Raw genomic sequence first — 23,985 nt, forward strand, 5'->3', positions numbered from 1 at the left:
ACGCCGAAATCTCCGTTCGGCCCGCATCGAAGAATCCCTGGAAGGGGCACATCCAAGTGAAGGCAACTCACTTCGGCCGCAACGCGGCAATCGCGGTCATCGCAGCCGGCGCTCTCGCGCTCACTGCTTGCGGTTCAGACAACGCAACGGGCACCACTGGCGGCACCCAGTCGGCAGCCACCGGCCCCAAGGTCACCGGCACCCTGACCGGCATCGGCGCCTCCTCCACCGGCGCAGCCATGGACGCTTGGAAGGCCGGCTTCTCCGCCGCCAACTCCGGCGCAACTGTGCAGTACTCCCCGGACGGTTCCGGCGCAGGCCGCAAGGCCATCATCGACGGCTCGGCACAGTTCGCCGGCTCCGACGCTTACCTGAAGGACGAAGAGCTCGAAAGCTCCAAGGCCAAGTGCGGCCCCGACGGCGCCATCAACATCCCGGTGTACATCTCCCCGATCGCTGTTGCCTTCAACGTCCCCGGCGTCACCGAGCTGAAGCTCGACGCCGCGACCGTCGCCAAGATCTTCCGCGGCGAAATCGCCAAGTGGAACGATCCCGCAATCGCCGCCCTCAACGAAGGCGTCACCCTCCCGGACCTCAAGGTCACCCCGGTGAACCGCTCCGATGACTCCGGCACCACCACCAACTTCACCGACTACCTCGCATCTGCTGCACCCGAGGTCTGGACGGACAAGGCCGCCGGCATCTGGCCCGCAACGCTTCCGGGCGAAAACTCCAAGGGCACCTCCGGTGTGGTCAAGACCGTCACCGACACCCCGGGTGCTGTGACCTACGCTGATGACTCCGCCGTTTCCGGCAAGCTGGGCACCGCCTCCATCAAGGTGGGCGACGAGTTCGTCAAGATCTCCGCAGAAGCCGCTGCCAAGGCCGTTGAAGCCGGCAAGCCCGTTGACGGCCGCGCCGCCAACGATGTTGCCATCAAGCTGGACCGCAAGACCACCGCATCGGGCGCCTACCCCGTAGTCCTCGTCTCGTACCACGTTGTGTGCACCACCTACGAGACCAAGGAAGTTGCTGACCTGGTCAAGGGCTTCGAAACGTACGTCGTTTCCGACGAAGGGCAGAAGACCGCAGCTGACGCCGCGAAGTCCGCACCGCTCTCCAAGACGCTGCAGGACAAGGCCAAGGCCGCTATCGAAACCATCAAGGCCAAGTCCTAAGGTTTCCCGGCGGGTTTTCTGAACCCGGCTGAACACTGAAGTTCCCTGTCCCGCGCCGAGTGGCCGCAGAGCCGCTGGAGCGGGGCAGGGAACTTAGCCATGTATGACCAGTTCACTCCAGACTGAAGGAACGTGAAGTGACCACCAACTCCCTGACAACCTCCCAAGGCGCAGGACGCGCCGGGGACAAGGTTTTCTCCGGGGCCGCCATGGCCGCAGGGTGCCTGATTCTTGCGGTCCTCTTCGGAGTCGCGCTGTTCCTCGTGGTGCAGGCAATTCCTGCCCTGACGGCCCCCGCTGAAGACATCCAGGGCGGCAACGGCTTCTTCGCCTACATCGCCCCGATCGTGGTGGGAACCCTGATTGCCGCCGTGATCGCCCTCGTCATCGCCACCCCCGTGGCAATCGGCGTGGCACTGTTCATCTCGCACTACGCTCCCCGCCGGCTCGCTGCCGGCCTGGGCTATGTGGTGGACCTGCTCGCAGCCATTCCCTCCGTTGTTTATGGCGCCTGGGGTGCGGCTTTCCTGGCCAAGGAAATCTCACCTGCCTACGACTGGTTGGCCACCTACCTCGGCTGGATCCCCATCTTCGAAGGACCGGCATCGGCCACCGGCAAGACCATCCTGACCGCCGGCATCGTCCTGTCCGTCATGGTCCTGCCCATCATCACCTCCCTGTCCCGCGAAATCTTCCTGCAGACCCCCAAGCTGCACGAAGAAGCAGCGCTCGCACTGGGAGCCACCCGCTGGGAAATGATCAAAATGGCCGTGCTGCCCTTCGGTCGCCCCGGCATCATCAGCGCCATCATGCTGGGCCTTGGCCGGGCACTCGGCGAGACCATGGCCGTTGCCCTGGTGCTCTCCTCCGGTGTCCTCACCGCGAGCCTCATCCAGTCCGGCAACCAGACCATCGCCGCGGAAATTGCCCTGAACTTCCCCGAAGCCAGCGGTCTCAAGGTCAACACGTTGATCGCCGCCGGCCTGGTGCTGTTCGTCATCACCCTGGGCGTGAACATGATCGCCCGCTGGATCATCACCCGGCACAAAGAATTCTCGGGAGCCAACTAAATGTCCGCCACAGTAGTCCGCAAGCGCTCAGCGCTCACCAAGGGCCAGCTGCCCAAGTTCGCGCCCTACATCGTCCTTGCTGTCGCGCTCATTGTTGGTGCGGCCATCCTGGCGCTCATCGGCTTCAACGCCTTCGGCTGGGGCATCGTCTCCGCCATCCTGTTTGCTGTGGGCCTGGTTTCCTGGAGTGGCGCTGTTGAAGGCGCGCGAAAGGCCAAGGACAAGCTGGCCACGTGCCTGGTGGTGGGTGCCTTCCTGGTTGCACTGCTGCCCCTGATCTCAGTGATCTTCACCGTGCTGGTCAACGGCATCCCCGGCCTCATCACTCCCGGCTTCCTGGGCACCTCCATGAACGGGGTCACCGGCGCGTACGACAACAAGGCAGTGGAGGAAGGCGCGCCGGTACTTGGCGGCATCTACCACGCCCTGCTGGGCACCATCCAGATCACGCTCCTTGCCACGGTCATCTCCGTACCCGTGGGCCTCCTGACCTCCATCTACTTGGTGGAATACGGCAACGACCGTCCGCTGGCCCGCGCCATCACGTTCTTCGTGGATGTCATGACCGGCATCCCCTCGATCGTGGCCGGCCTCTTCGCGGCAGCGTTCTTCTTCGCCATCGTTGGCCCCGGCACCAAGACCGGCGCGGTAGCCGCCGTCGCGCTTTCAGTCCTGATGATCCCTGTTGTTGTCCGCTCCAGCGAGGAAATGCTCAAGATCGTCCCCAACGAGCTCCGCGAGGCCTCGTATGCGCTGGGCGTGCGTAAATGGCGGACCATCACCAAGGTGGTTATTCCGACGGCGATCTCCGGCATCGCGTCCGGCGTCACCTTGGCGATCGCCCGCGTTATTGGCGAAACCGCGCCGATCCTGGTGACGGCAGGCTTCGCCACCACTATCAACAACAACGTCTTCGGCGGCTGGATGGCCTCGCTGCCCACGTTCATTTACACGCAGATCCTCAACCCGACGTCGCCGTCCAACCCTGAGCCCTCGGATCAGCGTGCTTGGGGCGCGGCGCTGGTGCTGATCATCCTGGTGATGCTCCTGAACCTCGGAGCCCGCCTCATCGCCCGTCTGTTCGCACCCAAAACGGGACGCTAGCCGGGCCCGCCGCCGGTTGTGACGGCGGCACCTTCAAACTTCCACACCCCCAAGGAACAAAGGAACACCATGTCCAAGCGCATCGACGTCAAAGACCTGAATGTCTACTACGGCAACTTCCTGGCCGTCGAGGACGTCAACATCAACATCCAGGCCAAGTCCGTGACGGCTTTCATCGGCCCGTCCGGCTGCGGCAAGTCCACCTTCCTCCGCACCCTGAACCGCATGCACGAGGTCCTTCCCGGCGCGCGCGTCGAAGGTGAGGTCCTCTTGGACGGCGACAACCTTTACGGCCCCGGCGTGGACCCCGTGACCGTCCGCACCCAGGTGGGTATGGTTTTCCAGCGCCCCAACCCGTTCCCCACCATGTCCATCCGGGACAATGTGCTGGCCGGCGTGAAGCTGAACAACAAGAAGATCTCCAAGGGCGCAGCGGACGCCCTGGTGGAGAAGTCCCTGGTGGGCGCCAACCTCTGGAACGAGGTCAAGGACCGCCTGGACAAGCCCGGCTCCGGTCTTTCCGGTGGCCAGCAGCAGCGCCTCTGCATCGCCCGCGCCATTGCCGTTGAGCCCCAGGTGATCCTCATGGACGAGCCGTGCTCCGCCCTGGACCCCATCTCCACCCTGGCCGTTGAGGACCTCATCAACGAGCTCAAGGACCAGTACACCGTGGTGATCGTGACCCACAACATGCAGCAGGCCGCTCGTGTGTCTGACAAGACCGCGTTCTTCAACATCGCAGGCACCGGCAAGCCCGGCAAGCTGATCGAGTTCGCGGACACCACCAGCATCTTCAACAACCCTGCCCAGAAGGCAACGGAAGACTACGTCTCCGGCCGCTTCGGATAAGGGGTTCTGCAGGTTCCGGCTCCTCTGGGGGGAGTCGGCACAGAACGACGGCGGCCGTCGCCTTGGGGGTGCGGCCGCCGTCGTTTTTTCTTGCCCAAGTAGGTAGCAGATCAGGCCGTTCTGAGCGCTGGGAACGACCTGATCTGCTACTTAGTTGGGTGCGTGCGTGGGGGTTACAGGTCCGCGAGGGGCGAGAACGCCAGCTCCAGGATGAAGGCTACGGCGGCCGTGATCAACGGCGTGGCAACCCAGAACACCAGGATTTTCCGGACCAAGCGCCTGTTGACCGTATGGAACCGCTGGTTCACGCCCGCACCCAGCACGGACGCGGTGAACGTGTGCGTGGTGGAGAGCGGTAGGTGGAATCCAATGGCGCCGATGAACAGCATCACGGACGTCAAGGTTTGCGCCACGAAACCCCGCAGCGGATCCACCCGGATGAGTTTGTGGCCAAGAGTGTGGGAGATCCGCCAGCCGCCAAACATGGTGCCGGCGGTGAGCATGCCGGCGGTGAGCAGGAGGGTCCAGAGGGGCACATCGCTGCCACTGGACAGGCCCGCGGCCACGACGGCGAGCACCATCACAGCTGCCGTGCGCTGACCATCCTGGAGTCCGTGGCCGAACGCCACGGCCGCGGTGGAGACGGCCTGTGCCCGGCGGAACCGCCGGTTCACCACGTTGGGTTGCGTGTAACGCGCAGCCCAGGTCACTGGCCACACCAGCAGGTACGCGGCTACGAAAGCAATGATGGGGGAGAGCACCAGGGGGAGCGCCACTTGGGTCAGCATGACGTTGTCCATGCCGCCCACGGCGTTGCCGCCCACAAGAACGCTCGCCGCACCGGCACCAATCAGGCCACCGACCAAAGAGTTGGTTGAGGACAGCGGGATGCCGCGCCACCAGGCGTAAACGCCCCACAGGATGGCTGCCGTGAGGGCCGACGACAACATGGTGAGGCCGCTGGTGCCTTCCGGCAACGTGATCCAGGACTGGGTGAACGCCAGGATGAAAGTGCCGCTGAGCATGGCACCCACAAAGTTGAAAATGGCGGCCAGCAGCACGGCAATTGACGGCGTGAGGGCGCGGGTCCGGGTGGAAAGTGCGACGGCGTTGGAGACATCGCGGAAGCCGTTGAGGAACGCGAACCCGGAGGCCAAAGCAACGACGAGGACCAGGAAGGCGATGGTCACGTCATGATTCCTTGACGATGATGCTGCCTACCTGGGTGGCGACCTTCCGCATGTCCTTGGTAACTTCCACCAACTGGTTTGCGATGTCACGGTGCCGTGCGTACTGCGTGGACTTCATGTCCTTGAGCATCTCGGCCACCCAAATCCGGTGCGAGCGTTCTGCGCGTTTGGCCAGCCGAAGGATCTCGATCCAGTAGTCCTCCAGCTCGTCCAGATCCTCGAGCTTCCGCATCGCATCCACAGTGAGCTCGGCTTGCCGGCTGATGATCTCCAACTGGTCCGCGGCACGTTTAGGCAGGCGATCCAGTTTGTAGAGCGCCACGAGGTCTCCCGCGGCGTCGAGCTTCTCCATGGCCTCATTGAGGTGGCGGGAGAGGGTGTACATGTCCTCGCGGGGGAGCGGGTTCACGAAACTGGTGCGCATGTGCGTCAGCAGCGCGAAATGAAGGTCCAAGGACTTGGACTCGTGCTCGTGCAACTGTTCGGCGAGGCGCTGGTGTTCACTGGCCGGCGCGCCGAGTATTTCGGAGAGCGTTCCAGTAGCGGCAACAATGACGCCGGCCATCTGCGCGAGCAGTACGAGCCCGGCAGGTTCCTGGGGAAAAAGGCGCAGCTTCATGTCGCTTCCGGGCCGGGGACGGATGGGCACGGGCAGTGTGACTTGACGGCGCCCGTTTCGGTCCCAACTTTACCGGCACAGCCACGGGGTCTGCGAAGTTCGCGGAGCGTTGCGGGCACTTCTCCCCATCGATGCAACTCCTGCAACCGTGCGACACTGGGTTAGCACCTAGTAAATCCACTCAATGGGGGAACCATGCGACTGAACCATGTCATGAAAATTTCCGGCATCGCTGCTGCCGGCCTGCTGGCCCTGACCGCCTGTGGCGGGGCAACTGCCAGCCCGACGACGGGTGGTTCGGAACCGTCGTCGTCCTCCTCCGTGGCTGCTTCGCCGTCAGCCTCGGCGTCCCCGTCGGCTGCCTCATCCGAAGGCGCTGGTACTTCGTCGGGCTCGTACAAGACCGCAGCGTGGGCTTTGCCGATTTCCGAAGCCGGGGACAAGCTGGGCACCATCAAGGGCGAGAGCTTCAGCGTGGATGTCTACCAGGTGGCCACCGATGTGGCGTCCAAGGACAGCATGTTCGTGGACAAGGACACCAAGGAAAACCTGCTCAAGAAGGGTGACCCCGTGGTGTACATGAACTACGTGGTGACCAACACTTCATCCGCTGAGATCCCCTTGAGCCACTCGCTGATCACGCCCAACGCGAAGTACACGGACTGGAAGTACCTCGGCGGTATGCCCTCGGACTCCAGCAGCGATGGCTACAAGAAGCACGGACTTTCCAGCTCCGGCGTGAAGCTGAAGGAGAAGGACCCGTTCGTGCTGAAGCCGGGTGAGTCCTTCAACATTGCGGAGAACTTCGCTTACACCGCTGGCAAGGAAACGGAAATCAAGGTGACCATGACGCCTCAGGGTGCTGACGGCGACCTCGATCACGACAAGAAGGAAACGGCCGAAACCACGGTCACACTGAAGTAATTTCTTACAACGAAGGCCCGGACCGGCATCGATGCCAGTCCGGGCCTTCGTTGGTTGGGCATAAAAATGGTGCCGAACCGGATACGCCTCTCGGCGGTAGGCCGCTCGAAGCGGCTATATGTTGAAGCCCGGGGGTTTCGCGGTTCGACACCAGTTTTAGTTTTCACCGTCCGGCGGGCTAAGTCAACATTGACAGCCCGGGCCCGACGTGGGTAGGTTTGGCCCTTTTTGTTGGCTAGTCCAGCTCGCCCAGACGCCATGCATTAGCCGCGTGCTCAAGGTCTTCAGCGGTCTTCACGAGTTGGTGCGAATTGCGTGTGAGCTTGCTGGCGTGGCCTTCGTTGCTGTGCTCCGCGCCGTCGGCAAGGGTCGCCTGGCCGAGCGCCACCACACGGCAGAAAGCGGCGGAACGTTCCAGCGCGACGTCGAACTCGCCGTCGAAAGCGCCGGACAGAATAGCGTCAGCCATGGTCTTCATTTCATCGGCTCCCGGCGGCTCGGCAGCACCTGCCACCACATTGGAAACCTGCGCGGTGTCGCGGCCGGCCCTGAAGTAGACGGAGATCCGCTCGGGATTCTGGATGGTGGCGGCGCGGAGGGCGTAGAGCCTCCAGAGCGCGCCGGGCAGGGAGCGTGCGGGACTTTCAGCCCACATCTCCGCGATCGCTTCGAGGCCCTGTTCATCAGCCAGCTTCACCAGGCGGCTGGTGACTGTGGGGTCGTCGCTGTCGCGGCCGCGTCTCACCAGCGCCTGGGCGGCGAGGTGGGCTGCCTCCGAGACCCGGGCGGGGTCGGCGCCACCTGCGAACGGTTCGAAATCGATGGGCGCGAAGGGCTTGGGCTTGTGGTGCCTGTTTGCTCCGCCGTACGCACGTGATCCTGGCTGTTCGCTCATGAGTTCACCGTACTCCTGTGCTCTGGTGGGGTCGAGTAACGCTTGCGGGGGGCGTGCTTTCCCCGGCGGGTGTACCGTCACCACCCACTTTGCCGCCGCGCCCGGCGCGACACGCCGCTGCCGCCGCGCGCCGCCGTCGAACTTTCGTCCGAAGAGGGTGACGACGGCGCACCTCGCCTCGAGTTCCTCGCTGGCCTTGACCTTGGGGTACAGTATTCATGGCTGTTTCAACAGCTGGAGGGGCCTTTAGCTCAGTTGGTAGAGCATCGGACTTTTAATCCGTGGGTCGTGGGTTCGATCCCCACAGGGCCCACCCTCCGAATCCCCCGGAACCATACGGTTCCGGGGGATTTTTTATGTGCCCGGCTATTGGGGCTTGAGGGCCTATTTGAGGGCCTATCCGCTGCCGGGTCTCCTGAGCCGGGGGGTCTCGAATGACAAGGGCAACGTTCAGTACAGACCATGGTGCGCCGCGTTGGTCACGAATGGCCCGCGCGGGGTCCACCGCGCGACACCATAAAAGCGGTTCGTATGGGCGAGGGGAGCGCAAAATAATGAGCACTATGACTGAGCCGTCAACGCTGTCCAAGGTAGGTCTCAAATGTTTGTAACTGCACAGCAAGGGCGAGGGCGCTGTGGGGTCTTTCATAACGTGGGCCATTGGACTCCTTCCCGTACTGGAACCGCACCGGGAGGATCTGCTGGAGTACGGCACGCCCCTCTTGGCCATCATTGCTGCGGTCCTAATCGCCGCCTGGTACGTTTTCTGGCGTTGGCTGGAACCTCGTATCCCGGACTGGCTTACCCGTGCTTTCCTTGGCTCTGCCAAAACTCCGGAGTATGGCAAGCATGAGGCTGGCGCGACCATCACAGGAAACATCACTGTGGCGACACTGGCCAGATTGTTGACGACTCCCGGGAACGGGACCGCGATTAAAACGAGAGACCCCCACCCTCACAGGGTGGGGGTCTTCTGTCGTTTATAGATCAACCGGTCATCGTTTGCTGTCTGGCTTAGCGGCGCCGAAGCGCAGGTAGTCGACGGAGAACCGGCCTGGCGCGCCATTCTGTCCAGTGCACCCATTGCCTTATCCACTTCGTCCCTATTAGGAAAATCCTTCTCAGGATCCCACTTATGCAGGTTCCGGTGACCCAACGCATATCGCTCGAGCGCATCCAAGGCGGCTCGACCTTGCTTAAACAAGCGACGATCGCGGCATGACCCTACGAAGGCGTAGCCAGCCTCCCGAGATGCCACAGCGTCGGCTTGCTTTACCTCCTAAGTATGCTGCATGCACTGGTCCGCCCTGCCGTGAGGCCTTTGCTCCTTCAATAAAGTGAAGGTAGCCGTGGACCTCATCAAGGAACATGGCAGCCCTCTGCCGAGTTAAGAAGGCTGCGTCGCTCTTAGCCTTAGCGGCTCTGGAAATGACCTGGATGAAGCCGCCCAAAGCAACACCTAAGAGGCCTATCAAAGCAGGCATGTAGTCAGTCATTGGGCAGTGTTGCTCCTATCTAGGCGCTGGAGTTTACGTTGATGTTTCGAACATCGAGGAAGCAGCAGGCTGCGTTCTTGACGACGTCTTCGAGCCCGAATGCTTGGATGGTCCAGGCTCCGTTGGCGACCCCCTGCGGGAGAGTCAGAGCAGTGCGCCAAACGCCGTTTTGCGCGTTTCCACTAACTAGGGTCGGGTTAGGGAAGTAGTAGTACTGGCCCGTTGGAAGGTGGATGAACCTGACGTGGAACCCTTGCACGGCCGTCTCGTCCGTCACGCGGATGCTTACGGTTAGTTTGGCTGGCGCAGTCGCGACATCAAGGCTCGTGCTCGATACGGCACTGCTTACGATCTGAGGTGGGGCGGTGTCGGTAGTGGCCCCGGATACGACAGTGATTGGTCGAACGTCCAAGAAGCAACATGCCGCATTTTTGAGGGTGTCCTCAAGGCCGAACACTTGGATCATCCACTGCCCGGAGGCGATCCCCTGAGGTACCTCTCGCTCGGTCCGCCAGACCCCGTTCTGTAACGTACCCGACGTCAGGACGGGGTTGGGCATGAAGTAGTACTGGCCAGTTCCTGGGTGGATAAAGCGCACATGAAAGCTGCCCACGGCGGTGGCATCCGACACCCGGATATTGAGCAGTAGACGCGCCGGAGCGTTCGTGACGTCAAAGGTCGTGCTCGAAACGGCGTTGCTTACGAGAACGGGAGGAGCGACGTCTGCGCTGCCGGAGGCCACTTTGATGGATCGGACGTTCAGGAAACAGCAGGCAGCGTTTTTCAAGGAGTCTTCAAGTCCGAAAATCTCGATAGCCCAGTCTCCGCTTGCAACACCTTGGGGTAGGTTTATTTCGCTGCGCCACACCCCATTTTGTAGTGTGCCAGATGTCTTGATGAAGTTTGGAAAGTAGTAGTACTGACCGGATCCTGGGTGGATGAAGCGTGCATGGAAGCTTCCCACCGCAGTGTCGTCCGCTAACCGGACATTGAACAGCAGCCGAGCAGGCGCTGCTGACACGTCCAACGAGGTCGCGTTGACTGAACTACTGACAATCGTAGGTGCTGCCACGTCCGTGTCAGCGACGGCCGGCGAAATCCCCGCCACAACTAGCATGGCGGCAACTATCAGGGACAAGCCCAACCGCCTCTTGCCTGAAAATCTCAAGAGAATACCCCCATATGGTGCGTGAGTAAGAGAAGGCTTCCAGAACGGCAGAGTAGAGCTTGCACCTTCAAGTTCGAATCCTAATGCCTTGTCCCTGCGCGTGCGTGGTCGTACCCATGGACGCTGGCATGATGGTGGGATGCCGACCTTATCCCCCGACGTCGTTTGACCTTGAGGGCGTCACGTATGAGTTTGCTCACCCCGAGCGTGTGGGGCCTGTGGTGCAGGTCAAATCGTGGGAGAGGGGCAATTAACCCCAAAGTGCATGCGCTTTGCCGCTGAGGGTCGGTGGGGCGGTCGCTGTCTTTGCGGAGGCGAAGGACTGGAGCCGGACTCAGATCAGTGTGCAGTCGTACGACGATGACAAGGTGAGCCTGAACGCTTGGCTGCCGAAGGACGACGTCCGGCCGGTCACTGACTCGGAGGGGGATATCGATGAGTACAACCGCTGCCCGGGGTGGCTTCGCGTAGTGCGGTGGGAAGAGATTCCCCGGGTTCGTAACGGAGTAGTCTGCTGGCTGTCCGCAGCGTTGACCGGAGCCTGGCCCTGAGCTGTGCGACAGTCGCGGGGCGGTACGCAACGGCGGCTTCTGTCTGGGGGAGTCGGTTCATTTTCTGCCAGTAGCGGGTGAGTGTCATACCAAACGATCCATCGCGGACGAGTCGAGAGAACCTGCATGTTTGAAGTGTTCGCCGGCCAAGTCGAGCATGGCCTTCTGCTGGTCATTAAGCATTGGGAGAGCTTGCCAACTGGCACTGACAGCGAGGGGCTAGGCTGCTCCCATGATCACCGACCCCACCCGGACTTCCCCTAGCATTCGTCAGTTATCACCCGAAGCGCAGCCACACATCGCGGCTGCGGGACGAGTCCTTGCCGAGACGACGGCTCGCATGAACAGGATGAGCGCTCGCCAGATATCCGAGGCAGCCTACACTTCAGGTGGTCCGTCAGTGGACGAACTGGAAGAGCTGGCAAACGCGCGATTGCGTGAGTCTCTACAGTGGAATTGAGGGCCCATTTGAGGGCCTATCTCCCGGCTGACCCGTTCCGACCGGGGCCGTTGTGAGGTGCAAAAAACCCTAGATTGCGCGGATGCGAATGACCCGTTCTGACCTGGTTCTTTGCATGACCAGACTTTTAATCCATGGGTCGTGGGTTCGATCCCCACAGGGCCCACCCTCCTGGACAGGCCGGAGACGTTAAGTCTCCGGCCTGTTTTTTGTCTCCGGGCGGCCCGAAGTCGCCTTCTTCCGGCTCGAGACCGAAGGCCGCGCAGGGTGCCATTTGAGTGCTGAGCGACGTGAGCTAAATAGCTCTGGGATGTCGTGCTCCATCCATCGCTGAACGTCTTGCCTGATGCCACAAGGTCATCGTCTGGGTCCGTAAACGGCAAACGAAGACATCCACGCGGTGGAGCGTAAACGGAGGTGACATGGGAACCGTGTAACTGTCCCCACCAGACCCTGAATAACTAATGGCGGCCGTGGCACATCTATTGTTTGCAGGCCGTTGCGGACTGTACGGTAAGCACACCGTCGTGAGAATTCTTACGACCTCGCATCACATTCTGGGGAGAATTTCATGAAACGCTCGTATGTCGCGTTAATAGGTGCAATAACGCTCGCGCTTGCAGGGACGGCAACACCGGCCCTCGCCGCCACCACACCAGCGCAGGTAACTACAGGGTTCTCTGGTTCTGCATACGGTTCTTACATTTTCAACGCCGACAAAACTTTGACATCTGGCCCCACCGCGAATTCCAGCATCAGCTGCACGGGCGCCACAGGAAAGACTTCAACGAACACGGCAGCGGCATTGACCGTTCCGGCGGTTGGCAACGTTGGCGCGGCAACAACTAGTGTCAAAACCCTGCTAACCACCACGGGCAAGCGAATTGAAAGTAAATCGACGATTGCGAGCACCAACCTCTTGGGCGGGCTGGTCACTGCCGGTGCCATCACGTCCGAAAGCTCTGCTGACAAAGACACCGCAGGCGCCTTCTCCGGCGCAAACAAAACGACCATCGCTGATTTGAAGGTCTTGGGCGTCTCAGTAGGGGCCAACCCAGGAGCGAACACCGTACTCGACCTCACGGTACCCTTGGTTGGAACGGTAGGCAAAGTGACCCTAAACGGCCAGCAAAAGGGCTTGGTCAACGGGGTGTACAAAGTATCGACAACGGCGCTTCGCGTCGAAGTTCTCAAGGCCGGGCTGCCAGGGCTCAATATCGGGACAGACATCCGTCTCGGTGTCAGCACCGCCAACCTCCCAGCAGCCCAGTCGGGCTACTTGTCCGGTACAGGCTTCGCTACTAAAGCCGTCCTTGCTAATGGCATCATTAACTCGGGTCCAATAGCGCTGGCCTACGCCGGGTGCGGCGGTGGAACCACATCCGCAAACGTGGCCGGAATTAGCATCCCGGGTATTGCCACATCCGGAGCAGCCGCAACGAAGATCACCGGGGTCCTGAGCCCCCAAGCGAAGGTCACGGTGACCGACACTCTTGCAGGACTTAACGTGCTCAATGGGCTAATCCAAGCGGACGCCATCAAAGCTGAGACAAGCGCCACCCGGGCATCTGGCGCCACCACGGCAACCCTGACCGACACCTCCACCTTCACAAACCTGAGGATTGCAGGGCTTCCGGCAATCAACGCGTCGGTCGCCCCCAACACCGTGGTGCAGGTGGCAGGGCTCGGACAAGTGACTCTACACAAGGTAAGCAAATCATCCAGTTCAATCATCGTGACCATGATTGACGTGGTGCTTAGCCAGCCCCTCGGCGCACTACCCACCGGATCAAGGATCCTGATCGGACACTCCAGCTCAGGAGTCACCCAGTAGCTACCAGAATCTAACTACTGGGCTCCCGCCACCCGATAACAGCATCAGACAGCCCGTCACCATATCGCGGTGACGGGCTGTCTGTCTCCTTATGGATGAGAGAGGACGCCAACGCCCGTTGGAATATTCCGCGTCGCTAGTCAGGTCAATTGCCAGAACAATGATTTGAAGTCTGCGCCGCCGTGGGAGCGAAAGCCATGATTTACGACCATGGAGCACACCTCTTGCCTGAAAATATCAAAACAGAGTCCCCCAAAATGGACACGAAAAGAGGCGGAGCTGCTCTCTGGGCGGAAAGTGTGAAATCTTCAAGTTCGAATGGTACTGGGTAGGCTGAGGCCCTGCGCTCGGTGTCCGCGACAAAGAAAATAGCACCAATGCTCTACAGAAACTTACTGGGACACTGACATGAGCAAAAAAGGAAAACCGCATAGCGCGGTGGACGGATCGGTACGCCAGCACCACCCCCATGCCCGGCTGCCGGACTGACCTGACTGGTAGGGGAAGAATGAGAGTTTCCCACGGGCCCCACCCTCATAGTTAGCTGCGCCGGGCGACGATTGCCGCGTGGGGGCGGGCTCCGGGGTCGACACGAGAGTGCGTGCTCACCACCACGAAACCGGCTTTCAGAAGCCGGGCCGACATTTCCTCCACTGACCAAAAGTAGGCGGGAGTCACTGCATGCGGGAATGACTCACCCGCCGGGCCATCGAAGAAACCAATCAGGAGGCTGCCGCCGGGTTTGAGGCATCGGGCAAACTCGTCCATAACCCCGCCGATGGTGGCCGGGGGAGTGTGGATCACCGAGTACCACGCGAGGATTCCCGCAAGCGATTGGCTCGCTGTGGGCAGCGTTTCAAGGGACTCGACAGAGAACTGAACCTCGGGGTAGTGCTGCCTGGCAGTCTCGATGAACTCCGGAACTACATCCACTCCTTGGGCGTCAATCCCGGCGGAGTGCAGGAAGTTAGTCCACTGCCCGGGCCCGCAGCCAGCGTCCAACACTTTGCCGGACAGGCCGCCGGCCCACTCAAGAACGAGCTGCTGATCTGCCGGATGGGTGCTGCTGATGGCTCCGAACAGCGAGGTGTACTCGGCTGCACGCGCGGAATACGCGGCTCGCACAACTTCGGATGACATGGGATTCAGCCTAGAGGCTGCCTTGGAAAGAAAACCCTTGACTCCCACCCCTGCGTAACGTCAGCATGGTTTCTATAACGTTGTAGAAACCCGCAATAACCAGCAGACAAGGACCCACCCTTTGGGAAACCAAGAAAACCCCACGGCCAAAATCACCATTGACCCCGCGTTCGTCGTGGGCCCCTTTAGGAGAAAGACCTTCGGCGCCTTCGTGGAGCACCTCGGCCGCTGCGTGTACACGGGCATCTTCGAGCCTGAGCACCCCAAAGCAGACGAGGACGGGTTCCGCACCGACGTCCTTGAGCTCACCAAGGAACTCGGCGTCTCCACGGTCCGTTACCCGGGCGGCAACTTCGTCTCGGGTTACCGCTGGGAAGATGGAGTGGGACCCAAGGAAGACCGCCCCACCCGGCTCGACCTCGCCTGGCACTCCAGCGACCCCAACCTGGTGGGTGTGGACGAGTTCGCCAAGTGGTCCGAGAAGGCCGGCGTCGAACCCATGATGGCCGTCAACCTGGGCACCAGGGGCACGCAGGAGGCCTTGGACCTTCTGGAATACTCCAACATCAAGGGTGGAACGGCCCTGTCCGAACAGCGCAAGGCGAATGGCGCCGTCGAGCCTCACAACATCAAAATGTGGTGCCTCGGGAACGAGATGGACGGCTTCTGGCAGATCGGCCACAAGAAGGCGGGCGAATACGCGAGGGTCGCGGCGGAGACGGCCCGAGCCATGCGGATGGTCAACCCGGATCTGGAGCTCGTTGCCTGCGGGAGCTCGGCCCCCACCATGCCCACCTTTGGCGAATGGGAGCGGGTGGTCCTCACTGAGACCTATGAACTGGTGGACCTGATTTCTGCGCATCAGTACTTCGAGGATTTCGGGGACCTGCAGGAGCACTTGTCCGCCGGGCACCGGATGGAGGCCTTCATCAAGGATCTGGTTTCACATATCGATCACGTGAAGTCGGCCACCAAGTCCGGGAAGCAGGTCAACATTTCCTTTGATGAGTGGAACGTATGGCACATGTCCCGCGACGAGTCCAAGGCGCCCACGGGGGACGACTGGCCCGTGGCCCCGGTGCTGCTGGAGGACCGCTACACGGTGGCGGACGCAGTGGTGGTGGGAGATCTCCTCATTACGCTGCTGCGCAACACGGACCGCGTCCACTCCGCGAGCCTGGCACAGCTGGTCAACGTCATAGCGCCGATCATGACGGAGCCGGGTGGCCGGGCCTGGAAGCAGACCACGTTCCACCCGTTCGCGCTCACCTCGCAGCATGCCTCAGGCGCGGTGCTGAACCTCGCAGTGGAGTCCCCGCTACTGGACGGTGAAAAGACGCCAGGCTTCATGGCACTGTCAGCTGTGGCGACGATCGACGCCGAAGCCAACCAGGCCGTGGTCTTCGCCGTTAACCGTGCGGCGACGGACGCCCTGACGCTGGATGCCGCCGTCGGAAGCCTCAACGCAAGCAAAGTCATCGAGGCCGTGACCTACACGAACAAGGATCCATACTGGCAAGCCACGGCTGACGATTCGACGTCGGTCCTGCCCGCCGAGAACGTCAGTGTAAAGCTCGACGGCGGCCGGCTCACCGCCGAACTTCCGGCCGTGAGCTGGAGCATGATCCGCCTTGAACTGAACTCCTAGGCGATTGCCTGCGAACCGTCGTGGAACATGGGGTACGCAGAAATCGGTGTGACAGTGGCTGACAGGGTTGGCTCCGGTGCCTGTGTTGCGGGTGCCGGGGCCGGTTCCGCCTCGCCTGTGACAATTTCCATCGATTCCATATCCAGCAGGCGCCGGCTGCCGGTTTCGTCCTGGAGCCAAAAGAGGTCGGTACCCGCCACGGTCTTGACCACCGTGCCCCGGTGGTAGAGGCGGCCGTTGTGCCATGCCTCGATGTATTCGCCTGGCTTCAGCGCGTGTGGCTCGTCCTGGCTGCCGGGCAGGGTGCCGAACGCCTGCGCCAAGCTGGCCTGTGTCTTCAGCGCCTGGAAAAGATCCCTGTTTGCAATGCTCATGTCTGCTCCCCTCCGCTGGTTGTTTCGTCCATGGGACCCAGCATTTCGCATGTTTGTTGCGGGCGCGTTGCACGGGGATGAGCGCCATGTGACGGGTGGCAGGGCAGCTGCCCGTGATGGGATGTACTCAACCCGACAAACGAAGGAAGCCCATGCCCAGTGCAGTGACCCTTATTCGCTCCGACCGGCTCAGCTCAGCAGCTCAGTACGCTTATGCGGCGACCGCTCCAGCCGAAGCCCGGTTGATCTTCCTGGCGGGATCCTGTCCGCTGAACCACGATGGGACCACCGCGGGCATCGGCGACTACAAAGCCCAGGCGGAAAAGTCCGTTGAAAACATGCTGCTTGCCCTGGACGCCGCCGGAGCTGGCATTGGGGACGTGGTTTCCACGCGCGTTCTTGTGGCCTCGGCCCGGCAGGCAGACCTGGTCACAGCGTGGGAGGTGGTCCGTGCCGCATTTGGGGAGCACGATGTGCCGAGTACCCTCATGGGCGTCACCGTCCTCGGTTACGACCACCAGCTGGTGGAAATCGAGGCCGTCGCCGCCGTGATGGACCCGGCATAAACGGCCACATCTGCAACGATGTACCCAGCCCGGACGCATTACAAGGTAAAGGAGCATCTGCATGGCCGTGACCATGAACGACGTCGCACGCGCGGCAGGAGTGTCCTTGAAGACAGTCTCCAACGTCATCAACAATTACGAGTTCATTCGGCCAGCCACCAAGCAGCGCGTTCTTGATGCCATTGACGAGCTGGGCTACGAAACCAACCTGACGGCCCGCAGCCTCCGGTCCGGGAAGACCAGCATGCTCGGGTTGGTCCTGGCCGATCTCTCCATCCCCTATTACGCCGAGCTGGCGTCGGACATCATGAAGGCAGCGTTGTCCCGCGGTTACAGGGTCCTGGTGGAGCAGTCCGGCAACGAGGCCGAGCACGAGAAGGCTGTACTCCAGGGACAGTTCCGCAGCCTCACCGACGGCCTCTTGTTCATCCCGCTGGCGATCGACGCCGAGCAGATCATCGCCGCTGCCGGGAGGAAACCGCTGGTCCTCCTCGGCGAGTTTGTGCAGGACCCCCGCCTGGACATGGTCCTCATCCAAAACAAGGAAGCCGCCGCAGCCGTTACCGCGCACTTGCTGGCTGGCGGCCGCCGTCGAATAGCAGTTTTGGGCGCGCACGACGGCGACACTACAGGCAGCAACGGACTGCGCCTTGAGGGGTACAAGGCTGCGCTCGCTGCCGCTGGCATGGCGTATGACCCCGCGTTGGTGATTCCGTGCGATTGGCGGCGCGACGGCGGTGCTGACGCAACCGCGAGGTTGCTGGACAGCGGCGTGGAGTTCGACGCTGTTTTCGGGCTCAATGATGCCCTGGCGTTGGGGGCGATGCACGAACTCCTGCTCCGTGGCCGGAAAGTGCCGGAGGAGATCGCCGTTGCCGGATTCGACGACCTTGATGAGTCGCGGTTTGCTTCGCCGTCGTTGACCACGGTGGCACCGGGACGGGCGGAAATTGCGGAGCGCGCCGTCGAACTTCTGATCCAACGGATTGAAAGCAAAGACGCGGTGCCTACTGTCCAGCGGCCCGAGGCGGCGTTCGAACTGCGGGTCAGGCAGTCAGCGCCATAGGGCCTTCAGTGTCCTGGACGTTAGTCTTCTATGAATGAACGTGATCCCCGCTGAAGTCATCACCCCTGCCGTCCTGATCGACGTCGATGTCCTGGATGGGAACATCGAACGGATGGCGTCCAGCATGCAGGGGCGAGGGCTTCGGATCCGACCGCATGTGAAGACCCACAAGACGCTGGAGATTGCGCGCAAACAGCTCGCGGCGGGGGCCGTGGGCATCACTGTGGCCACCATCGGCGAGGCCGAGGTGTTCGCCGCGGACGGCGTGAAAGACATATTTGTCGCCTACCCGCTCTGGGTGGAAGCGCCGCACGCGAAACGTCTTCGCGCCTTGGCGGCACAGTGCCGGCTCGCGGTCGGAGTGGACTCGGTGGAAAGTGCGACGGCGATGGGTGGCCAACTCGGTGCGGATGCCGGAAGTATTGAGGTACTGATCGAAGTGGACAGCGGACACCACCGTAGTGGCGTGCTGCCGGACGAGGTGGTGGATGTTGCCGAAGCAGCGGCTGCCGCCGGACTGAGCGTGCAGGGTGTCTTCACGTTCCCCGGCCACAGCTACAAGCCCGGCATGCCCACTGGCGCGGCGAGCAACGAGAATGAGGCACTTGGCCTCGCTGCCACGGCGCTGACATCGGCAGGCTTCGAAGTCACCACCATCAGCGGAGGCTCCACGCCGACGGCACTGATTGACGGCGAAACGGTGGCAACCGAGCTGCGTCCCGGCGTCTACGTGTTCGGCGACGCCCAGCAACTGGAACTCGAACGCTGCAGCTGGGACGACATCGCATTAAGCGTGGCAGCCACAGTGGTCAGCAGGCACGAAGCCCGTGGTGGTAACGTGCGCCGGGTAGTTGTGGACGCCGGCAGCAAGATCCTGGGCAGCGACCGCCCTGACTGGGCCACCGGATACGGAAGGCTTCCCGAGTACCCCGAAGCCACGGTGACTGCGCTGTCCGAACACCACGCCACTGTTGTTTGGCCGGAAGCCTCGGAGTTGCCGCCCTTGGGCACCCGACTCCGGGTCATACCCAACCATGTGTGCCTCACTATGAACCTCGTGGACGAAGTCACTGCGGTGCGTGGCGGGGCAGTGGTGGAGCAGTGGAGCGTTGCGGCTCGGGGCCGGAATAGCTGACCGTGGGCAGCCGGGGATGAACGATTTCTTAGCGATTGCTTAGCGGTGCTTTAACCCTTCGAGGTGTCTATTGGGTGGACCGCCTCTGCCGAGGTGGCAGACCAGAAGGGCACGAATAGCCGGCTCTGGACCGGCATATTCGTCATGAATCTAGGAGTTATCGTGGTTCTCAATGCCAATGCTCCGCGGCGAACGCCACCGCGCATGACTGCAAGTCGAACAGAAGACGCGACCCGGGGAGGGGCCGAGTCGGTTCCTGCCGAAGCGAGCGACGAGATGACAGCGGAAGCTGTTGAAGCCCGTCCTGGAGGGGAGAGATCGAACTCTCCCAAAACCGGCGGTCAGGGTACCCGCGGCCCCGCCGAAGCCAAGCCGGCCGAACCTGTGCCCGCAGAACCCACGATGGAGGCCGAGGACTCAGCCGGACAAGGGGACGATCAGGATGAAGGCGCCGGTGCAGAGGGTTCGTTCGTTGAACTCTCAGAGGAGCAGTACCGGAGTTGGTTCTCTTCAGTCAAAAAGTTCGTGACGCAGAAGGCCACTTCGGTGCTCAAAGCAGGTGCGCAGGTGGCGTTGCCTGCGGCTGGGGGCGCTCTGGGCGGTTGGCTGGGCGGACCCGTCGGTGGAGCACTTGGTGCTAAAGCCGGGTCTTTCGTGGGCGGGCAGATACGCGAAGTCGATACTGAGAGTGGCTACCTCGGAGCAGTGCAATTGGCCCAGCAGATTGAAACCGATCAGGCCCAACTGGAAGAAATCGTCGCCCACGTTCTCAATGAAAGTGTGCCTGTCCTGGTGGACGCTCTCGCTACCGATATCCAGGAGCGCCAAGGGCGCGGGATCTCAGGACCAGCTGACGATGAAGCAATGGAACGTTTCTGGGGAAACGTGATCGGCAAGGTCGTCAGCGTTGCGGCCAACGAGCTTCCGTGGGCGATCAAGAAGGCAACTCAATATCTGGATACTTTCGACCGTGACGCCGACTCTGGCACCATCAACCCCATCATGGTCGATCCGGAGACCTCACGGCGATTCTGGGGACCAGCAATTGCTGCGGTAGTTACCTCCGTGCAATCTGCCCTGCCAGAGATTTTTGCGGCTCTGGATGCCGGATCGAAACGGGGTGATCCGTCACCGGACGGCGCCATTCCTCTGGACGATTTCCTGAGTTCCCAACGGCTGCCAGGTGGTGATTGCATCGCCTTGCTCGAACCGACAGCTATTGAGGATTCGAATAGCTTCGAGCTCGTCCTGGAGATTCCTCCGCACAAGAGTTGGTGGAAAGGGCTGGAAGTACGCGCCGGAGACGACAGTTTGGTCAGCAGCATTGAGGTCGGCGGAGACAACCGCACGGCAACAATAAGGCTGTCGTCCCAGCAATTGGCGGCGGCCGGAAACGTGGTTCTTTCCAAAGCTGATGGGGCTTACAAGATCTCTGGAAGCGAATTGGCTCAGTTCGCCGGCCAGCGTTTGCACTTCTATTGGTTCGCGGGCTGACATGCGTGATTTACAGTGGGGCTCAAAGGGCGAGGATGTCCAGGATTTGCAGCGACGACTCGTAGCCCTCGGCTATGTGGTGCAGGTCGATGGCATTTTTGGTTCTCGTACTCGTGCAGCCGTCATCCGCTTTCAACAAGACCACGGTTTGGCAGCGGATGGAATAGTCGGTCCTAAGACTCGGGCGGCTTTGGGCATTGATGATGGCGCGTCCCAGCCAGGCCAAGAAGGAACGGGGAAACGACGGCTGGTTTCTCTCCACTTGGGGCTCAACGGCGTGGACCCGAACCAATACGAAGGATGGGACGGGAAACTCAACGGCTGCGAGAACGACGCCAACACAATGAACCACATCGCCGACGCGCAGGGATTCGAGTCTTCGCAGTTGTTTACCCGGAACGCGACGGCGGACAATGTTCTGTCGGCGATCGCCTCAGTGGCCGGAAGGTTGACGGCCGGGGATGCTTTCCTCTTAACCTACGCCGGGCATGGGGGACAAGTTCCCAACGTCAACGGCGATGTCGAGGAGGATCAGCAGGATGAGACGTGGGTTCTTTGGGATCGGATGCTGATTGACGATGAGTTGGAGGTTGCCTTTGCAGGCTTTAGCCCGGGCGTCGACATCATTGTTTTCTCGGACAGTTGCCACAGCGGGACAGTAACTCGAGGCCTATATGCGCAATCCCAAGTTGATCATGCTGAAAGAAAGCAACTGTTCTATTCCGAGGTTGCTGCTTCCGGCGATGCCAGAGACGCGGAGTTCCCAACCCCCGTCGCTGTTGCCGGTGCACGATCGGTGGCAGTCGCCAAGGACCAAGCGAAGTCTGCAAACGCCATGGCAGCGTGGTCCAAGATGCTCCGGTATGGCTACGGTTGGAATGGGACCCCAAACCGCTCTTCCCTACGCCGGGATATCTCCCTGAACCGTGTTTCCGGGCCGGTATCCGTGAGTGCCCGCAGGTTTCCAGGCCAAGGGACACGAGGGAACTCGAGGGACTCACTCTCCGCCAAAAACCGCATAGTCACGACCCGGGAAATGCCGTTGGCCGTAAACCAACTTGTGGTGGTCAAGCACTCCGCCTTGTACTCACGCCTTCAATCGTCGGCACGGTCGGGCCGTGCCGGTCCAGTCAAGGCAAATGGACTACTGATGTCGGGGTGTCAAGACTCCCAGCTTTCGCAGGAAGTGGGTGGCAACGGAGTGTTCACAACCACTCTGAAATCCGTATGGAACAACGGACTGTTCACAGGCTCGTATATTGATTTTCACCGTCAAATCCGTGGACGAATGGGACCCACCCAAACCCCGGAACTCCTTGCTTTTGGCGCGGATCAAACCACCCTTCCGAGCAAGACACCGTTTTCCTGACGCGATTATGACGGGTTTACGCGAGACCAGCTACGCGCCGGTTGGGTGGCGCTGCTGGTCCGCGGGACCGCACATCGAGCATGATCTGCTGAAGAGGGATTGACGGTTCCACATCCAGGGACTGCCGGAGCGTTTCGTAGGCCCGCTCGTAGGCCTGGAGTGCCAGCGCCCGATTGCCGGCCAGCACATGGGCACGCATGAGCAAGCAATAGCCCCGCTCACTGAGGGGCTCAGTATCTACTGCAGCTTGCGCCGCATCAACAGCCAAGTCCGCGTCGCCGATTTCAATAAATCTTCCGGCAAGCTTTTCCAGGCCCCGTAGCTTACTTTGTCGAAATGACTCCTGCTCCCGGACCAACCACGTCTCGCACCAGGTCGGAAGCAAGTCGGCATGTGTCAGGAATTCCAGATTGGCCGTAAGAGTAGCAAGATCGTTACTGCATTCGACTGACCTCAGAACGTCGTCCATAAACGTTGCATCGACGATCAGATTGGGATTAAGAATGACTGCGTCCATGGATGGACGTAAAAGATCGGGAGCGCGTCTCCTGATGTGGCAGATGTTGACCCGCAGGTTCGTTAGAGCCTGCCCCGGACCGCCCTCGGGCCAAAGTAACTCTGCGATATAGTTCCTCGGCGCCCGATCCGTAATCGCCGCCAAGGCAATCACTCGTTGCACGCGATGAGGAAACTCGATGGATTGGTTATTGTCCTTCAGATCCCAGTGACCGAGAAGCCGCAGTTTGAGCCTTGCGCGTACGTCAAACGCCAAAACCGTTCAGCCCCCTCTGAATCATGGCCGGCGGAATCGCTTCAGAAGCGGAAACCTGGCACCGTCGTCGCCATGACCGTGTCATGGATTCTGCGCACGCCGCGGCTTCAGTGGGCAGCGGTGAGTACTCTCAACATTGCTGGGGAGCCAGGAACAGCATTAATTCGGTTCCTTTGTGATTGAACGCGCTCCCAATCCCGGCGCCGATCAGCCAAAGTCAACGATGACAGGGTCCTGGATACCCAAGAAACCAATGCTCGGTTGCCTCTATGAAATGGCCTCCCAGATTGGCGAAGAAGCATTCCTTTGGAGCGGAGGCCCCCCAGGTCATCCACGGTTAAGTCGGTATCTGCAGCAGTTCCAATGGCGCTTAGCCCCGCATTGGAACTGCTTTCAAGGCCGACTCTTTACAGTTCGTAAGTGCATATTGTCCGTCGAATGACCGAAAATCAAGAGTTAATTAATCGATTCGATGCTCTCGGTACAACGCTTACCCCAGCAAAGGAGCGCCCTCCAGCAGCGTATGAAATTCCCGGTTGTGGTAAACCAGCGGAGCTGAACCGGACGGGTTGGCCCGGATGTCCAATACCCTCGCTGCCAGTAGCACTGAGCCGCCCAACGGTGCCCGGTGGATGATCTCGCAGCGCAGCGCCCAAGCGGCTTCCCTCAGCAGGGGCTCGCCTGTGGGCAGCACTTCCCAGTCCATGGCGGCGGTGAAGCGCTCGGCTGTTGGGTCCGCGAAGGTCCGCGCGAGATCCAGCTGATCGGCGCCGACGAGGTGGACCACAATTGTTTGCGCGGCCGCGATGTGGGAAGCCGAGCGGCCGCTGGTCACAGAGAACGCCAGAGTGGGCGGATCCACTGCCACCGATGCCACTGAGGAGGCCGTCAGCCCCACCGCGCCCTCCGGTCCTGCTGCGGTGACAATGGAGACTCCTGCCGGATGGGCGCGAAACGCGGCTCTGAAAAGCTCGCCGACTGGTTCGGGTGGCAGGGGCTTGGGGTAGGTCATCAACGCACTTTCATGGGACTGGGGAGGGACGGCGGCCCTGGGCAGGGCACACCTCATCGATGTTAGAACCT

Annotated in this window: 21 protein-coding genes, 1 tRNA gene and 1 pseudogene; 14 read left to right on the forward strand and 9 right to left on the reverse strand. The window is 61.3% G+C overall.

The features are described 5' to 3' along the window. The first annotated feature begins 56 nt into the window (after window positions 1-56). The 4 genes from pstS (at window position 57) to pstB (ending at window position 4,201) form a co-directional block, all read left to right on the forward strand. Window positions 57-1,178: a phosphate ABC transporter substrate-binding protein PstS gene (gene pstS / locus AR689_RS13415; protein ID WP_062070895.1), complete on the forward strand. Its 1,122-nt coding sequence runs from the start codon at window positions 57-59 to the stop codon at window positions 1,176-1,178. Window positions 1,179-1,315: 137 nt separating this feature from the next. Continuing rightward, window positions 1,316-2,248: a phosphate ABC transporter permease subunit PstC gene (gene pstC, locus AR689_RS13420; protein ID WP_062070897.1), complete on the forward strand. Its 933-nt coding sequence runs from the start codon at window positions 1,316-1,318 to the stop codon at window positions 2,246-2,248. Continuing rightward, entirely contained in the window at window positions 2,249-3,352 is a 1,104-nt protein-coding gene (gene pstA / locus AR689_RS13425; RefSeq protein WP_062070899.1) for a phosphate ABC transporter permease PstA, read from the forward strand. Window positions 3,353-3,421: 69 nt separating this feature from the next. After that, window positions 3,422-4,201, forward strand: coding sequence for a phosphate ABC transporter ATP-binding protein PstB (pstB, locus tag AR689_RS13430; RefSeq protein WP_017197024.1), 780 nt, complete (start codon window positions 3,422-3,424; stop codon window positions 4,199-4,201). A 173-nt stretch (window positions 4,202-4,374) separates the two neighbouring features. On the opposite strand, the gene AR689_RS13435 is transcribed toward pstB, so the two are convergent. Next, complete coding sequence (locus tag AR689_RS13435; RefSeq protein WP_062070901.1) at window positions 4,375-5,391, reverse strand: inorganic phosphate transporter; 1,017 nt, start codon at window positions 5,389-5,391, stop codon at window positions 4,375-4,377. A 1-nt stretch (window position 5,392) separates the two neighbouring features. Further along, on the reverse strand, window positions 5,393-6,010 hold the full coding sequence (locus AR689_RS13440; protein ID WP_062070903.1) for a DUF47 domain-containing protein: 618 nt from the start codon (window positions 6,008-6,010) through the stop codon (window positions 5,393-5,395). A gap of 195 nt (window positions 6,011-6,205) precedes the next feature. Between AR689_RS13440 and AR689_RS13445 the strand changes: the two genes are divergently transcribed. Then, on the forward strand, window positions 6,206-6,934 hold the full coding sequence (locus AR689_RS13445) for a hypothetical protein (protein ID WP_062070905.1): 729 nt from the start codon (window positions 6,206-6,208) through the stop codon (window positions 6,932-6,934). A 235-nt stretch (window positions 6,935-7,169) separates the two neighbouring features. On the opposite strand, the gene AR689_RS13450 is transcribed toward AR689_RS13445, so the two are convergent. Next, window positions 7,170-7,829: a hypothetical protein gene (locus AR689_RS13450; RefSeq protein WP_062070907.1), complete on the reverse strand. Its 660-nt coding sequence runs from the start codon at window positions 7,827-7,829 to the stop codon at window positions 7,170-7,172. 240 nt (window positions 7,830-8,069) lie between these two features. Between AR689_RS13450 and AR689_RS13455 the strand changes: the two genes are divergently transcribed. Continuing rightward, window positions 8,070-8,142 (forward strand) — tRNA-Lys (locus AR689_RS13455). A 1,202-nt stretch (window positions 8,143-9,344) separates the two neighbouring features. On the opposite strand, the gene AR689_RS13465 is transcribed toward AR689_RS13455, so the two are convergent. Further along, window positions 9,345-10,463, reverse strand: a complete 1,119-nt coding sequence (locus AR689_RS13465) for a hypothetical protein (protein ID WP_156424600.1) — start codon at window positions 10,461-10,463, stop codon at window positions 9,345-9,347. A 398-nt stretch (window positions 10,464-10,861) separates the two neighbouring features. Here AR689_RS13465 and AR689_RS23545 point away from each other — a divergent pair, with 398 nt between their 5' ends. Then, window positions 10,862-11,044: a hypothetical protein gene (locus AR689_RS23545; protein ID WP_231745516.1), complete on the forward strand. Its 183-nt coding sequence runs from the start codon at window positions 10,862-10,864 to the stop codon at window positions 11,042-11,044. Between the two features lie 31 nt (window positions 11,045-11,075). On the opposite strand, the pseudogene AR689_RS23765 reads toward AR689_RS23545, so the two are convergent. Beyond that, window positions 11,076-11,132: pseudogene (locus AR689_RS23765) on the reverse strand (hypothetical protein); the annotation flags it as partial. Between the two features lie 943 nt (window positions 11,133-12,075). On the opposite strand from AR689_RS23765, the gene AR689_RS13475 reads away from it, so the two are divergent. Next, on the forward strand, window positions 12,076-13,338 hold the full coding sequence (locus AR689_RS13475; protein ID WP_156424601.1) for a choice-of-anchor P family protein: 1,263 nt from the start codon (window positions 12,076-12,078) through the stop codon (window positions 13,336-13,338). 540 nt (window positions 13,339-13,878) lie between these two features. On the opposite strand, the gene AR689_RS13480 is transcribed toward AR689_RS13475, so the two are convergent. Next, window positions 13,879-14,478 (reverse strand): class I SAM-dependent methyltransferase, encoded by a 600-nt coding sequence (locus tag AR689_RS13480; protein WP_062070917.1) that lies wholly within the window; start codon window positions 14,476-14,478, stop codon window positions 13,879-13,881. A gap of 121 nt (window positions 14,479-14,599) precedes the next feature. Here AR689_RS13480 and arfA point away from each other — a divergent pair, with 121 nt between their 5' ends. Further along, a complete protein-coding gene (arfA, locus tag AR689_RS13485) occupies window positions 14,600-16,126 on the forward strand; it encodes an arabinosylfuranosidase ArfA (RefSeq protein ID WP_062070919.1) in 1,527 nt (508 codons plus the stop codon). Here the strand turns inward: arfA and AR689_RS13490 are convergent. Further along, complete coding sequence (locus tag AR689_RS13490) at window positions 16,123-16,500, reverse strand: hypothetical protein (protein ID WP_062070922.1); 378 nt, start codon at window positions 16,498-16,500, stop codon at window positions 16,123-16,125. The two genes, arfA and AR689_RS13490, sit on opposite strands and share 4 nt — an antisense overlap. A 152-nt stretch (window positions 16,501-16,652) precedes the next feature. Here AR689_RS13490 and AR689_RS13495 point away from each other — a divergent pair, with 152 nt between their 5' ends. The 5 genes from AR689_RS13495 to AR689_RS23340 all read left to right on the forward strand — a co-directional run bounded on the left by AR689_RS13495 (window position 16,653) and on the right by AR689_RS23340 (window position 22,130). Beyond that, window positions 16,653-17,066: a RidA family protein gene (locus AR689_RS13495; RefSeq protein ID WP_062070924.1), complete on the forward strand. Its 414-nt coding sequence runs from the start codon at window positions 16,653-16,655 to the stop codon at window positions 17,064-17,066. A 61-nt stretch (window positions 17,067-17,127) separates the two neighbouring features. Next, entirely contained in the window at window positions 17,128-18,132 is a 1,005-nt protein-coding gene (locus tag AR689_RS13500; protein ID WP_062070926.1) for a LacI family DNA-binding transcriptional regulator, read from the forward strand. A gap of 34 nt (window positions 18,133-18,166) precedes the next feature. Next, a complete protein-coding gene (locus AR689_RS13505; protein ID WP_062070927.1) occupies window positions 18,167-19,267 on the forward strand; it encodes a D-TA family PLP-dependent enzyme in 1,101 nt (366 codons plus the stop codon). 204 nt (window positions 19,268-19,471) lie between these two features. Further along, window positions 19,472-20,761, forward strand: coding sequence for a hypothetical protein (locus AR689_RS13510; protein ID WP_156424602.1), 1,290 nt, complete (start codon window positions 19,472-19,474; stop codon window positions 20,759-20,761). Between the two features lies 1 nt (window position 20,762). Beyond that, window positions 20,763-22,130, forward strand: a complete 1,368-nt coding sequence (locus tag AR689_RS23340) for a caspase family protein (RefSeq protein ID WP_197412880.1) — start codon at window positions 20,763-20,765, stop codon at window positions 22,128-22,130. Window positions 22,131-22,146: 16 nt separating this feature from the next. On the opposite strand, the gene AR689_RS13525 is transcribed toward AR689_RS23340, so the two are convergent. Continuing rightward, window positions 22,147-22,902, reverse strand: coding sequence for an AfsR/SARP family transcriptional regulator (locus AR689_RS13525; RefSeq protein WP_062070935.1), 756 nt, complete (start codon window positions 22,900-22,902; stop codon window positions 22,147-22,149). Window positions 22,903-23,392: 490 nt separating this feature from the next. Next, complete coding sequence (locus AR689_RS13530) at window positions 23,393-23,914, reverse strand: flavin reductase family protein (RefSeq protein WP_062070937.1); 522 nt, start codon at window positions 23,912-23,914, stop codon at window positions 23,393-23,395. Window positions 23,915-23,985 lie beyond the last annotated feature (71 nt).

Source organism: Arthrobacter sp. EpRS71 (genome assembly GCF_001512285.1).
Taxonomy (GTDB): Bacteria; Actinomycetota; Actinomycetes; order Actinomycetales; family Micrococcaceae; genus Arthrobacter.